This is a genomic window from Hyphobacterium sp. CCMP332, assembly GCA_014323545.1.
GTDB lineage: Bacteria > Bacteroidota > Bacteroidia > Cytophagales > CCMP332 > CCMP332.
In genome coordinates, this window is sequence record CP058647.1 from 481305 (window position 1) to 496294 (window position 14990).

10 protein-coding genes are annotated in these 14990 nt (G+C 37.1%); 4 read left to right on the forward strand and 6 right to left on the reverse strand.

What is annotated here, in order from left to right:
- Positions 1–5 precede the first annotated feature (5 nt).
- Positions 6–1277: a DUF1015 domain-containing protein gene (locus tag HZR84_02030; GenBank protein QNL20768.1), complete on the forward strand. Its 1272-nt coding sequence runs from the start codon at positions 6–8 to the stop codon at positions 1275–1277.
- On the opposite strand, the gene HZR84_02035 is transcribed toward HZR84_02030, so the two are convergent.
- From HZR84_02035 to HZR84_02055, 5 genes are all read right to left on the reverse strand, one after another.
- Positions 1274–2764 carry an NAD(P)/FAD-dependent oxidoreductase gene (locus tag HZR84_02035; protein ID QNL20769.1) on the reverse strand — a complete coding sequence of 497 codons (1491 nt, stop codon included), beginning with the start codon at positions 2762–2764 and terminating at the stop codon, positions 1274–1276. The genes HZR84_02030 and HZR84_02035 overlap by 4 nt on opposite strands.
- A 62-nt stretch (positions 2765–2826) precedes the next feature.
- Positions 2827–4479 carry a hypothetical protein gene (locus HZR84_02040; GenBank protein QNL20770.1) on the reverse strand — a complete coding sequence of 551 codons (1653 nt, stop codon included), beginning with the start codon at positions 4477–4479 and terminating at the stop codon, positions 2827–2829.
- Positions 4479–5246 carry a response regulator transcription factor gene (locus HZR84_02045; protein QNL20771.1) on the reverse strand — a complete coding sequence of 256 codons (768 nt, stop codon included), beginning with the start codon at positions 5244–5246 and terminating at the stop codon, positions 4479–4481. Before HZR84_02045 ends, HZR84_02040 begins: the two co-directional genes overlap by 1 nt.
- On the reverse strand, positions 5243–6352 hold the full coding sequence (locus tag HZR84_02050; protein ID QNL20772.1) for a histidine kinase: 1110 nt from the start codon (positions 6350–6352) through the stop codon (positions 5243–5245). The genes HZR84_02045 and HZR84_02050 overlap by 4 nt, the downstream gene beginning before the upstream one ends.
- A gap of 143 nt (positions 6353–6495) precedes the next feature.
- Positions 6496–8658: a glutamine synthetase III gene (locus tag HZR84_02055; GenBank protein ID QNL20773.1), complete on the reverse strand. Its 2163-nt coding sequence runs from the start codon at positions 8656–8658 to the stop codon at positions 6496–6498.
- Positions 8659–8842: 184 nt separating this feature from the next.
- Here HZR84_02055 and mtaB point away from each other — a divergent pair, with 184 nt between their 5' ends.
- Entirely contained in the window at positions 8843–10162 is a 1320-nt protein-coding gene (gene mtaB, locus HZR84_02060; protein QNL20774.1) for a tRNA (N(6)-L-threonylcarbamoyladenosine(37)-C(2))-methylthiotransferase MtaB, read from the forward strand.
- A gap of 62 nt (positions 10163–10224) precedes the next feature.
- Positions 10225–12030: a M2 family metallopeptidase gene (locus HZR84_02065; GenBank protein ID QNL20775.1), complete on the forward strand. Its 1806-nt coding sequence runs from the start codon at positions 10225–10227 to the stop codon at positions 12028–12030.
- 43 nt (positions 12031–12073) lie between these two features.
- On the opposite strand, the gene HZR84_02070 is transcribed toward HZR84_02065, so the two are convergent.
- A complete protein-coding gene (locus tag HZR84_02070) occupies positions 12074–12649 on the reverse strand; it encodes a DUF3109 family protein (protein QNL20776.1) in 576 nt (191 codons plus the stop codon).
- A gap of 68 nt (positions 12650–12717) precedes the next feature.
- On the opposite strand from HZR84_02070, the gene HZR84_02075 reads away from it, so the two are divergent.
- On the forward strand, positions 12718–14988 hold the full coding sequence (locus HZR84_02075) for a UvrD-helicase domain-containing protein (protein ID QNL20777.1): 2271 nt from the start codon (positions 12718–12720) through the stop codon (positions 14986–14988).
- Positions 14989–14990 lie beyond the last annotated feature (2 nt).

Consider the following 14990-nt stretch of genomic DNA (forward strand, 5'->3'; position numbering starts at 1 on the left):
TTTAAATGCCTGAAATACAGCCTATCAAGGCTTGGAGATACAATAAGGAGTTATCTGAAAAAATCGATGAACTCACTTCCCCGCTTTTTGATGTTGTTTCACAAAAACAAAGGGAAAAACTATATCAGAATCCTTTAAACAGCATTCATCTTTCAGTACCCAAGGGAGATGATCCTTTTCAAACTGCCTATGATACCTTTAAGGAATGGAAAGAAAAGGGCATTTTATTAAAGGACCCTATTCCTGCTATTTATGTATATTATCAATATTTTTCTTTCCCGGGGAGTGAAGAGGAATTTTGCCGCAAGGGCTTTGTTTGCAATATCAAAGCACATTATTGGCATGAAAATAGAATTCTGCGACATGAAAATACCATTCCGGAAGCTGTCAACGACCGGATTCAACTCCTTGAAAAAACACAGCTCAATGTTAGCCCAACACACGGTCTTTATAAAGATGATGATTTTATCCTTGAAAAATTTATGGATGAAAGTATGAAAGCCCCTCTTTATGAAACAGAAGATTATCAGGGAGTAAGAGATGTTTTAAGCGTTATTCACGATCAGGAAATAATTGAACATTTTCAAAAAACCATAAAAGGAAGACAAATTATACTCGCCGATGGCCACCATCGCTATGAAAGTTCACTTGTCTATCGGAAAAAAATGGAGAATCAATATCCTGATTCAAAAGGAAATGAACCATACAATTATCACTTGATATATTTAACTAATTCCAGTTCTGATCATTTAAGAATATTACCTACCCACAGATTAGTTAAAAACCTTCCGACTATTGATGAAAATGACATTCTTAGAAAACTTGAAAACTATTTTACCATTAGAGAACTGGAAGATCCTTATGATGTGAACCAGATTATTGCAGGTAAGAAGTTTGCCTTTGGTCTGATTTTCAATAATGCGACCTATAAAATCAGACTCAAAGAAGGATTGGAAAAAACCATTAGCTGGAAATTTCCTGATGTAATTAAGAATCTGGATTTGACCGTATTACACTATTTCTTTATTGAAAAAGTACTGGAAATTAAGGGAAAGGACCAGCGCACGGATACGCATTTGGAGTTTGAACGAAATTTTTCAACCTGTTTGTCAAAAGTTCAGAAAGGGGAAGCGCAAATAGCATTAATCACCAACGATATTAAAATGCATGAAATTCTTGATGTTTGTCATTCTGGATTTACAATGCCACAGAAAAGTACCTATTTCTATCCCAAAGCGATATGTGGGTTTTTATTTAATTCAATCGCCGAATATTAAGCCAGGACTTTCCAATCGGAATAATGACCCTCACAGTATCTTTTACAAGAGATTTTATGATGCATGACTCCCGGTTTGATAATGCTATTTCCTAAAAACATTCTGACACATTCCTGAATACCTTCAATAATTGATGGATGCGGGTGAATTAGTTCGGCCAGTTCTTCTATGCCTTTTCCTGTAGCAATAAGCAAAGCAACAGCTTGAATAGCACTAGATGCATGTTCTCCAAGTGCGCGCATGCCCAATATTTTCATCTCATCATCATCAGTTACCAGGATTTTAAAAAATCCCTGGGTGTTTCTCATTGCTATGGCCCTCGCAATGCATTCAAAACCCAAACTCACTACCTTATAATTTATCCCCTGTTTTTGAGCCATTTGTTCATTCATTCCCACCCCTGCAGTTTCAGGATTTAAAAACATTATTGTAGAAATATTATCATACATCATGCTCTTTTTGGGCTTCCCGTATATTTTTTCAACTGCATATCGGCCTTCCAACTCTCCAACATTTACAAGCGCAATGTCCGCGGTTAAATCACCGACGGCATAGATATTTTTTATACTTGTTTGCGTGTCTCCATCAATGATGTGTCCCCGATCACTCATTTTGATTCCTACACGCCCCAAGCCCAATCCCTCAATATTCGGAACTCTTCCAATCGAAATAAGAGCTTTCTCCACTCTGAATTTGTTGATCTTACCGTTGATGCGAGAAATGGTTTCGTATTCTACCTCCCCATCCACTATTTTCATGGAGTTGAGATCGGTATTTCTGTGAATAATAACTCCTTTTTTCTCAAGATTTTCTTCTATAATGCTTGTAATATCCGAGTCTTCAAAAGGTAGAATTCTTTTATCTCTTGCTATGATGTGAACTTCGGTTTCGCCAAAATTGCTAAAGATTGTTGCGAATTCGCAACCTATCACTCCGGCCCCTACAATTAATAGGCTTTTCGGGTAGTTTTCGAATGAATTAATACCATCACTTGTTACAATAATTTTTTCATCTATTGGTATGTCCTTTATATAACGAGGCCTTGAACCTGTAGCCAATACAATGTTTTCACCCCAAACAACAAATTCTTCATTTTCGGTTAAAATGGATACCTCATTTTTTGTCTGCAGACTTGCAGTTCCTTTAATACTGGTAAAAGCTGAATTGTTTAAATTTCTGAGCCAGGCTATTTGTTCTTCAAGAATATTATTTCGCTCTTTAGCAGCACGATCCACGCTGGCTTTTATTCTTTTGAATGGAACATCCGGAGCTGTTACATTAAAGGTTTTAAGATTTTCATGATAGGCCAAAGCCTGCCTTGAGAGCTCCCAAAATGTTTTTGAAGTAAGAGCACCATTGTATATTCCGGCACCTCCTATCCTGTCTTTCTCAATTAAAAGGACTTTTTTGTTAAAGTCTACACCTCGCATTGCGGCTGCAAAACCCGAAGGCCCTCCTCCAATTACGATGAGATCGTATTTCTCCATATTCAAGTATTATTGAAAATAAAGATATTACAATTTTAAATATTGAAAATTTTAATGACGCTTTATTGAACCGGCAGATCGAGCCAGGATTCTATTTTAAAATGCTGTTCGGCACGACCGGAAAAATCAAGGGCTCTGTTCTCAATATCATCACCTTTTGAATTGGCCTCTACTGTTTGCCAGTTGCCGCGCGTAAATTTAAAATATGCCGTCCCCTTATAAACAGGCAAATCAATATAGTACTTTCCATCAGGACTCATTTTTAATCTAAATCTGGAAGCACGGGGATCCCAGTCATTAAGATTTGAAGCAAAATAAATGTCGGCACCCGCAGGAGTATTTTCCGGATATTTATCAATAACCACTCTTATTGCTTTGTAATTTTTTCGATACAGGTCAAGCCAATTCTCAATCCGCACTTCAACAAGTTCTTCTCCGTCGAATTTAAAAAATCGATTCTTTATTTTTCTTCCGTATAAATCCACTTCTTCTGTCTCCCATTTCCCCCTGGTAAATTTGTACTCTACCGTTCTTGATTTTCTTGGAATACTTACAGATAAATTTCCATTTGAATTGGGTTTTAAACGGTATTGAAATTCACCAGGATTCCAATTATTGAAACTTCCTGTGATGTATATATCATCACCGATTGGAGTATTTACAGGAAATTTTACCACTTCAAAAGTGATGTATTTTGAACGCTTAGTGTTATAAAGGTCCTTCCAGCCAACAACATTAAATCGAATAGTATCGATGTCAGAAAATTCATGGACGTAATTGTTTTTGGTGCCCCCGTTTTTATCTACTTCTTCAGTTTTCCAGGAACCCCGAGTAAATTTAAATTCAATTTTATCTCCCTTTCTCGGTAAACTAAAGAAGTATTTGCCTTTGAAATTTTTCATGAGGAAGTTCTTATCTCTGGGATACCAACCATTAAAATCACCGGCAATATATATGTCTGCATAAGGAGGTGTGTTTTCCGGAACTGAATTTATAACAATGGTAACGTTGTTATTCACTGGCTTGACCATGTCTTCCCAGCTATCAACTTTCAATTTTATTGTATCGCCGGGAGAATATGCGATATTTCGAATGGGAGCTTCATTTCCATAAACATCTGCTTCGGATTTGCTCAAATCTCCTCTGGTAACCTTTACACTTAACAGTTTTGTGTTTTTGGGTTTGGGAATCGTAAGTATATACTCACCGGTTCCGCTGTCTTTTTTAAAATAGCTCGAACTATCCCCCGGGTTCCACAAATTGTAATTCCCCGCCAGAGTCAATGGCTCATCTTGTGGGGTATTTTCCGGAACTTCTAATTTGAAGGTGATATGCCCGCACATTAGAGGCTCAACGTCCTTCCAACTTTTGATTTCGGCATTAACAGATTTCTCGTTTTCCTTAATTACCCTATTGTTCATGTGGTAGCCACAAATATCCGTTTCAATGGATGATAACTCTCCCCTACTGATTTTGTATTCTATGGTTCCAAATCCTCTGGGAATACTTATATAATAATTGCTGTCTTCATCCATTTTTAATTGATAGCTGGGATCTCCGGGATCCCAATAATTGAAATTGCCCATTACATAAAGTCTTGAGCCAGGTGGTGTATTAGGAGGTATTTCGGTAACACGAATCGTCACTTCTCTACATGAGAATAGAGAAAATAATACTGAAAACAATAACAATATGGTATTAAATGAAAAATTCATTAATTGTCCATCCACTTTAGAAAATCACTTACTTTCACTCGACTTACCAGCACTTTATCCCCTGAATCCGGATTTAAATCAACTTTTAAACGGCTGTTGAAATATTTATGGACCTTGGCGATGCTCTCAATATTTGAAACATAGGTCCTGTTTAATCTAAAAAACTCTTTTGGATCAAGCATTTCTGTTAATTCCTCTAAAGTGTATTCAATGATGTGCTTTTTCCCATGTTTATCGATGAGGTAAACAATGTTATTATCAGCTTTGAAATAGGCGACATCACTTGAGTCAATTTTTATGTATTGATCACCTACTTTAGAAACAAAGCGTTTTTTAAACTCCTTGCCCGAATAATTGAGCATTTCCCTTACTTTTTTAATGCTTTCATCAAGTTCATTGGATGAAAACTGCGCTTTTATTCCCTTGTATTTCTCAAGCGCTGCCTGAAGGTCTTTAGGCTCTATTGGTTTTAAAAGGTAATCTATACTGTTCAACTTGAAAGCCTCAAGGGCATACTCATTAAAGGCTGTAGTGAAAATCACCGGTGATGTTATTTTTACCTTCCTGAAAATTTCAAAAGAAAGTCCATCAGATAATTGTATATCGAGAAACACAAGATCCGGTGAGGTATTTGATGAGAACCACTCAATACCGTCTTCCACAGAATCAATTTTATCGATGATCTCAATGTCAGGTTCAATATTTTTTAAAAGACGTTCCAGTTCAATTTGTGCTACCGGTTCATCTTCAACGATTAAGACTTTCATATTAAGGGAATTATAACTTTAAATTTATCCTCAGCGCTTTGGATTTCAACTTTCCTATCGGTTAAAAACTCATAACGTTTTTGAATATTTTTTAATCCTATTTCAGTCGACTCTTCTTTTTCCAGTTTTGGCTGGAGATTATTCATAACTTCAATTTTATTGTCGTCTATACTTTTAATTTCAATATAGAGTGGTTTTTTAGCCGATATTACATTGTGTTTAATGGCATTTTCAATAAGCATCTGCAAACTCAGTGGGGCTATGTTTAAGGATTTGTATTTCTCTACGATGTTGATACTAATATGAAGGTTATTTGAAAACCGAAGTCCTACCAGATAAGTATAGGAATTAAGCAATTCCAATTCTTTTTCAAGAGAATGAATATTTTCTTTTTCCTTAAGTAAGTTTCTGTAAAGCCTGGATAGCTGCCTGATAAATTCGCTAGCCATGTCGGCATTGGTATGAACAAGTCCGGAAAGTGTATTTAAACTATTAAATAAAAAATGCGGATTAATCTGAGTCTTTAACATACCAAACTCAAAAGCCAGGTTCTCTTTCTTAAATGACTCTAACTCAGCAAGGGAAACCCTCCAGCGATTAACTAAAAAATAACTTAAATCTCCTACTACAAAAAGCAAGGTAAATACACCCACTACAATCAGATTTACAAATTCTTCTATAACATTGACATAAGTGTTTTCCCAATTAAAATATGCAATCATCACCCGAAAAAGTGCAATTAATACTATTGATAGTGTGACATCCACAAGAGCCTGGATAAAAAACCGACGAACAGGGTTTCTGTCCCAGGGAAATGAATAATTCAATTGGTCATTTATGGTTTTAAGACTTTGATAAATCAACCAGGCAATAAATCCTGCTCCCAGGTACACCAAACCGTTTTCAAAAAGTGGGTAGTTTCTAAACTTCAGGTTTAAAATGACGTCAATGGTAATTTTAATTATTATACCAATCGTGAAAATTGACGGAATCTTCAGGATTCTCAAAATTGGATGTGTCTGTGGATAATAAGTATTGTTCATCTCCGGCCTGAAAATACGAATATTTGGAGCAGAAAACGCATTTAGAGAATAGGACTGCGTCATGGAATTATGATTAAATCAAGCTTTCAAAATTCCACTTAATTATGGTTTTTTTTGAGAATCCCTATGGTGTACTTTAATATTTCGATAGTGAAGTTTAGATTCTCATGGGTAAAAAAAAGCCCTGATTTCTCAGGGCTAGCATTTTATCGAATGAATAACATTTCACGATACTTAACCAGGGGCCAATCTTCATCGTTTACTAGCAATTCAAGTTTATCAACTGCATATCTAATCTTTTCAAAGTATTTGCCTTTTACTTCATCACAATAGCCTATGGCTCTCTTTCTTGAATCTACAAGTTTATTCAGTTTTTTCCTTGCTTCTGTCATTTCCTTACAGTAAGTCTGGATGCTATTGATATATCCTGAAATTTCCTTAATTGTTTCCAAGGCATCCTTATTATCTATCCCCAAACCTTTTAAGCCATTGGCATTTTGAATTAAGATGTTCTGATAATTTACGGCTGTAGGTATGACATGGTTCATAGCGAGGTCAGCCATTACACGGCTTTCAATCTGAACCTTCATGATATAGTTTTCAAGCATGATTTCATGCCTTGCTTCCAACTCTTTTTCATGACAGACACCGTGCTTTTTATAAAGCTTGACGATCTTTTCAGACACATAAGCATCCAAAGCTCTAGGGGTGTCTTTTATATTTTCAAGACCTCTTTTAGCCGCTTCTTTTACCCATTCTTCAGAATATCCATCACCTTCAAATCGGCGTTTCTTAGAGTCTTTTATATATTTCCTGAGTATTTCTACTATAGCTAATCTTTTTTCCTTGCCTTTTTCAGTTGCTTTTTTGTAATCTTCGTTAAACTGACTTAGCTGTTCGGCAACGACGAGGTTAAGAGCTGTCATGGGCTGTGCTACATTGGCATCGGATCCAACGGCTCTGAATTCAAATTTGTTTCCGGTAAATGCAAAAGGCGATGTTCTGTTCCTATCTGTATTATCCAAAATAATTTCAGGAATTTTATCAATTCCCAATTTCATGTAAAGATTGTCTCCTTTTTCAATTTTTACATTGCCATTGTCCTCAAGCTCATCCAATACGGCTGTAAGCTGCTCTCCAATAAAGGCAGAAATTATTGCCGGAGGTGCTTCGTTAGCCCCAAGCCTGAAATCATTTCCCGCCGATGCGATACTCGCTCTTAAGAGGTCGGCGTATTGGTCTACAGCTTTTAGCGTACAGACAAAGAATACCAAGAATTGCAGGTTTTCTCTTGCACTGCTGCTGGGTTGAAATAAATTGACACCGGAATTGGTAATTAAAGACCAGTTATTGTGTTTTCCATTTCCATTTAATCCGGCAAATGGTTTTTCATGAAATAATACTTTTAGGTCATGCTTTTCAGCAACTTTGTTCATCACATCCATTAATAGCTGATTGTGATCTGTAGCTTTGTTAATCTCTTCAAATCTGGGTGCTACTTCAAACTGACTTGGCGCTACTTCATTATGACGGGTACTTACAGGTATTCCCAGTTTCAATGCTTCTATTTCAAAATGTCGCATAAACCGGTGAATACGAGGAGGAATGGATCCAAAATAATGATCATCCAATTGCTGGCCTCTGGCGGGATTATGGCCAAAAACTGTTCTTCCGGCCATTACAAGATCAGGACGTGCGGCATATAAAGCCTTATCAATTACAAAATATTCCTGTTCGACACCCAAAGATGCCGTAACACGTGAAACATTTCGGTCAAATATCTTACAGGTTTCTGTGGCGGCCTTATCAATGGCTTCAACGGCTTTCAGCAGTGGGGCTTTATAATCCAGGGCTTCTCCGGTATAAGAAACGAATACGGTTGGGATGCAAAGGGTGTGATTCATAATGAACATTGGAGAGCTCGGATCCCATGCCGTATATCCCCTGGCCTCAAAAGTACTTCTAATGCCTCCACTCGGAAAAGATGAGGCATCGGGTTCTTGTTGAACAAGCGCTGATCCCTTGAATTTTTCAATTTTATCGCCTGAATCAAAAAATGAATCGTGTTTCTCAGCCGTAGCGCCGGTCAGGGGTTGAAACCAATGAGTATAATGAGTAGCGGCTTTTCCTACCGCCCAGTTTCTTGCAGCTGAAGCAACCACATCGGCTGTATCTTTGTCGATTTTTGTGCCTTTGTTGATGGCCTGTTCAACTTTGTCAAAAACATCCGAAGACAGTTTAATTTTCATTTTTTCCAGATCGAAAACTTCCATCGCGAAATATTCCGAAGCTCTGTCCGATGGAGTTTCCACAAGTTTTTCCGGTCTGTTTTGGGCTAATTGTAGTGCTGTGATCCTAAATTGTGACATTTTTTAATCTTTTTTTTGTGCTATGGGTAATTTTTAAACCAAAAATACATTGTTTTACAATTATTCTTCTCTATTAGGGTATTTTTTTATCCACATTTCAACATTTTATTAATTTTAATTATTCCAATTGAACAAATAAGCCAATTTACCCCATTCGTATTTTATTTTTAATTTTGCCGGCCCAATGAAAAAGGTTGCTTTTTACACATTAGGCTGCAAGTTGAATTTCTCAGAAACCTCTACCATTTCTTCAATGTTTGAAGAAAAAGGTTATGAAAAAGTTGCTTTTCATAATGCTGCCGATGTTTATATTATTAATACTTGTTCAGTCACAGATAATGCGGATAAAAAATGCCGGAAAGTTGTTCGGGAAGCTTTAAATCATTCCAACAATCCATTTATTGCAATAATTGGGTGTTATGCTCAGCTTAAACCGCAGGAAATTGCTGACATTCCCGGTGTAGATGCCGTTTTGGGGGCATCTGAAAAATTTCAACTTTTTGATTTATTGGGAGAATTTGAAAAAAGTGAAGCAACAAAAGTTTTTGCTAGTGATATAAAAGAGGCTAAAAAATTCAACCACTCCTACTCCATTCATGACAGAACCAGAACATTTCTCAAAGTACAGGATGGCTGTAATTATAAATGCGCCTTTTGCACCATTCCATTGGCAAGAGGTAAAAGCAGAAGTGACAGCATTGAAAATATTGTAAATGCAGCTGAAAATATAGCGGAAGGAGAAACCAGAGAAATTGTACTCACAGGAGTCAATATAGGTGATTTTGGAATTCAGAATGGAAAACGAAAAGAACGATTTATTGAATTAATACAAGAACTGGATAAAGTTGATGGAATTGACAGATTCAGGATTTCATCAATCGAACCCAATTTGTTGAGTAATGAAATAATTGAGTTTGTTGCCGATTCGGATAAATTCATGCCTCATTTTCATATCCCTTTGCAGTCAGGTTCAGATGCGATTTTAGAAAAAATGCGCAGACGGTATAAAACCGATCTCTACAGACAACGCGTGAGCAAAATAAGAGAACTTATGCCGCATGCCGGAATTGGGGTTGATGTAATTACCGGTTTCCCTGGAGAAAACGAAGAAGAGTTTTTGAAGACCTATCATTTTTTGAATGAACTGGATGTATCTTACCTTCATGTCTTTACATTTTCAGAACGTGACAATACGGATGCAATCAAAATGGATGGGGTAATACCAGTTAAGGATAGACAGCGACGTTCAAAAATGCTTCGAAACCTTTCACAAAAAAAGAAAAGAGCTTTTTACGAAAGACATATAAATTATATTTCCGAAGTACTTTACGAAGCAGATATTGAAGATGGAAAAATTTCGGGTTTCACTGATAATTATATAAGATTTGAAACAGAATTTGATCCGCTTCTTATCAATGAAATTCAAAAAGTGAAAATTACATCTATTGGGGAAAACCAAATGGCACGCGGTTTTGGAATAATTGCAGAAAATATGGTCATTTGATTTTCCTGATTACAGTAAAAACACCTACATCCGGCGAATCGGCTAACACTAAATATCCCTCAATGAGAAACCTAGTCATAATTTTTATTGCAGTATTTCTTTTTTCATGTGAATTTCAGAAAGAAGAACAAAATAATGTAAAAGAAGAAGCCCAGGCCTTCCTCGATGCCTATACTGCCGAGTTTGTTGATCTTTATTATGCTTCAAGTGAAGCACAGTGGAAAGCGAATACGATGATCATCGAAGGCGATACTGAAATACAAAAAGCTGTAAATGCTGCCGATGAAGCACTTGCAGAATTCACAGGTAAAAAAGAGAATATTGAAAAAGCGAGAAAATACCTGGAAATTCAAGATCAACTCGAGCCACTACAAGTCAAACAATTTGAGTCAATACTGTACATGGCAGCCAATAACCCAGCAACTGTTTCAGATTTAGTTAAAAAACGAATTGCGGCAGAAAACGCCCAAAATGAAAAACTATTTGGTTTTGACTTTCAGATTGACGGGCGTTCCCTGAGCACCAATGAAATTGATAATATTCTTAAAACCGAAAATTCTGTAGAAAAGCGTTTGAAAGCATGGGAATGTTCAAAGGAAGTTGGCAAAGAGTTAAAAATAGGTCTGAAAGAATTGAGAAATCTCCGAAATCAGACAGTACAGGCTCTGGGTTATGATGATTATTTCACTTATCAGGTTTCAGATTATGGAATGACAGTTAAAGAAATGATGCAAATGAATAAGCAGCTTATAAGTGATGTTTGGCCACTATACAGGGAATTACATACTTATATGCGATATGAGCTTGCAGATAAATTTGGAAGGGATGTGCCGGTAATGTTGCCTGCACACTGGCTACCAAACCGTTGGGGACAGGATTGGTCTGCAGAAGTAGAAGTGGATGGCATTGATCTGGATGGAATACTGGAAGAGAAAGGTTCACAATGGTTGGTAGAACAATCAGAAAGATTTTATGTGAGCATGGGTTTTGATTCACTACCTCAGAGTTTTTACGAATTATCAGACCTCTACCCTCTGGCTGCTGACGCTAATCACAAAAAGAACAACCACGCTTCGGCCTGGCATATGGATTTGAAAAATGATGTGAGATCACTGATGTCTGTAGAACCCAACGCTGAATGGTATGAAACCACGCATCACGAATTGGGGCATATCTATTACTACATGGAATACAGTAATCCGAACGTCCCGATTTTACTTAGAGAAGGCGCCAATCGCGCTTATCACGAAGCCATAGGAAGTATGTTAGGTCTGGCAGCTATGCAAAAGCCTTTTTTAGAAAATCTGGATCTGGTTCCGGAAGGTGTAGAAACGGATGAAACAAAAACACTATTAAAAGAGGCCCTTAATTATATTGTATTTATACCTTTTTCGGCGGGAACAATGACTCATTTTGAACACGATTTATATGTGGACAGCATTCCGGAAACCGAATTTAATGAAAGATGGTGGGAATATGTGAATACCTTTCAGGGGATTACAGCTCCAAATGAAAGAGGCGAGGACTATTGCGATGCAGCCTCAAAAACGCATATAAACAACGACGCCGCTCAATATTATGATTATGCATTGTCTTATGTACTTCTGTTCCAGTTCCATAATCACATAGCTGAAAACATCCTCAAGCAAGATCCAAGAGCTACGAATTACTATGGAAATACGGAAGTAGGAAATTTCCTTCATGAAGTTTTATCCCCAGGCGCCACCAGAGACTGGAGAGATTTATTAAAACAAACCACCGGAGAAGACATCAATGCCAAAGCAATGCTAAATTATTTTGCTCCTCTGATGGATTATTTGAAAGAGGTAAATCATGGAAGGGAGCATACCCTGCCTGAGACAGTCTAGCACCAAAAAAATGTAACTATCTCCGCATTAAATGGGCGGTCTTTTATTTTTTATTTTCTCTTTCTTTTATCTGACTTTTTAAATCCTCAAACCAAGCCTCTCCAAATCTCCTAATGAGTGCTTCTTTTAGAAAAAAATAAAGAGGTTGATTCATTTTTTTACCCAATTCACATGCCGGAGCACATATGCCCCATTTGTGATAATTGAGTGCCAGGAATTTGGGATACTGGACTTCCCTGATCGGATATAGATGACAAGAAACAGGTTTTCGAAAATTCGATTTACCATCTTTCCATGCCTTTTCAATTCCACAGGCCAATTTTCCGTCCTCTTCATAAATGGCATATGCACATTCTTTACCACCTATTGTAGGTGTCGAATATTCCCCATCGGGATCAAGTACAAATAAACCTTGTCGATCCAATTCAGCTTTTCCTTCTTCTGATAAATAAGGTCTTATGTTATTTTTCTCACCTTCAAGAATACTGAGCTCTTCCTTCTTTAATGGAGCACCTAATTCTCCTTCAACACAACATGCCCCTTTGCATTTTTCAAGGTCACAAATGAAGCATTCTTCAGCGATTTCATCGCTCACATAAATATCTCCAACGATGTACAACAGAAATCTATTTTTTTACAAAACTAGCAATAAAATTTCCATAGATTTGTCTCGATTGCAGATAGATAATGGGTTTGAATTTAGACGTACTTAACGAAGCACAAAAAGCAGCAGTTTTACAAAAAGAGGGCCCGATGATGATCATCGCCGGAGCCGGTTCAGGAAAGACTAGAGTCCTGACATTTAGGATAGCACATCTAATGGATCAGGGTGTGGATAGTTTTAATATTCTGGCACTCACCTTTACCAATAAAGCGGCCAGGGAAATGCGCAATCGAATTGAAACTGAAGTGGGCAATGAAGCCAGAAACCTTTGGATGGGCACTTTCCATTCTGTATTTGCAAGGATACTCAGAGCTGAAGGAGCAAAACTGGGATATCCTAGTAACTTCACTATTTACGACACCGATGATTCAAAATCTCTAATCAAAAGTATTGTAAAGGAATTTAACCTTGACGACAAGTTGTACAAGGCGAATGTTGTATTAAATAGAATTTCAGCCGCTAAATCAAGGTTGATTTCTTCCCAGCAATACATCGATGACCCTATTTATTTATCGGAAGACACAGAAATGCAAAGACCAGAAATTGGAAGAATTTACAAAGCATATGCGGAGCGGTGTTTTAAGTCATCTGCGATGGATTTTGATGATCTTCTTTTCAATACGCACGTTCTTTTCCACAATCATATTGATGTTCTGAACAAGTATCAGGATCGCTTTAAATACGTATTGGTAGATGAGTTTCAGGACACAAATTATTCGCAATATTTAATTACCCGAAAACTTGCCTCAAGATATCAAAACATTTGTGTTGTCGGTGATGATGCCCAAAGCATATATGCTTTTAGGGGTGCTGACATTACGAATATTCTGAATTTTGAAAAAGATTATGACGATTTAAAGGTTTTCAAGCTCGAACAAAACTATCGATCCACCAAAATAATAGTAGAGGCCGCCAATGCTGTTATCAAAAACAATACAGCCCAACTACCTAAAAAAGTATGGACAAGCAATGATGATGGTGATTACATAGAACTGATTCGAGCTACTTCAGACAATGAAGAAGCCAGAATTATTGCGAGTCAAATCTTTCAAAATAAAATGAATGAACAGCTTAACAACAGCGATTTCGCCATTTTATATCGAACGAATGCACAATCAAGAAGCATGGAGGAGGCTCTGAGAAAAATAAATATTCCATACCGCATTTATGGAGGTTTGTCATTTTATCAGAGAAAAGAAATAAAAGATGTAATTGCTTATATCAGGTTCGTTGTCAATCACAATGATGAAGAGGCCTTTAAAAGAATTATAAATTGGCCTAAACGAGGCATCGGCAACACCTCAATTGCAAAACTGATTGTAGCCGCTAATGAAAATAATACAAGTATTTGGGAAGCCTGTAAAATGGCAAATAAAATATTCCCTCAAAGGACTGCTACAGCATTATCAAACTTTGTTACGCTGATCGAAAGCATGTCCATTGATATGGATAAACGAGATGCACACGAGGCAGCTGAAATTATAGTGAAGCGCTCTGGCCTTATGAAAGAATATTATGAAGACAAAACCATGGAAGGCATTGCCAGGTATGAAAATATCCAGGAATTGCTCAATGGTATAAAAGAATTTGTGGACAATCCCGAAACCGAAGACAAATCACTTGGTTCATACCTCCAACAAATAGCTTTATTGACTGATCAGGATAATGACGATGGCAGCAGCGACAGGGTCACACTTATGACAATCCATTCGGCAAAAGGTCTGGAATTTAAACATGTTCATATTGTTGGATTAGAAGAAGATTTATTTCCATCTGCCATGATGCTAAGCAGTCGCGCAGATCTGGAGGAAGAAAGACGCCTATTTTATGTGGCCATAACCCGTGCAGAAAAAAAATTAACGCTATCTTATGCGTTGAGCAGATACAGGTATGGCACGCTACATAGCTGCGAACCATCCAGATTTTTAGATGAAGTGGATCCGAGATTCTTAAAAGTAACGGAAAGGTCGATTCCAAAGGGTCCACCGGATTTTAACATTCCACCAAAATTCAGAAAAACAAACAAACCCGGCGAACTGCCTAAAACAGCTGCTCGAAATCTAAGACCATTGGCCAAAAAAGTGGTATCCAATTACAAAGTTCCAAATGATTTTGAACCCAGTAATACTGAAAATCTGGCCGAAGGTATGAAAGTAGAACATCCAAAATTTGGCTTTGGAAAGGTTAAAAAGGTCGAATCTTATCAAAATCAGCGAAAAGCAATGATATACTTCGATAATTTTGGTGAAAAAACTTTATTACTTAGCTTTGCTAAGCTTAAAATTCATTCCTAGAT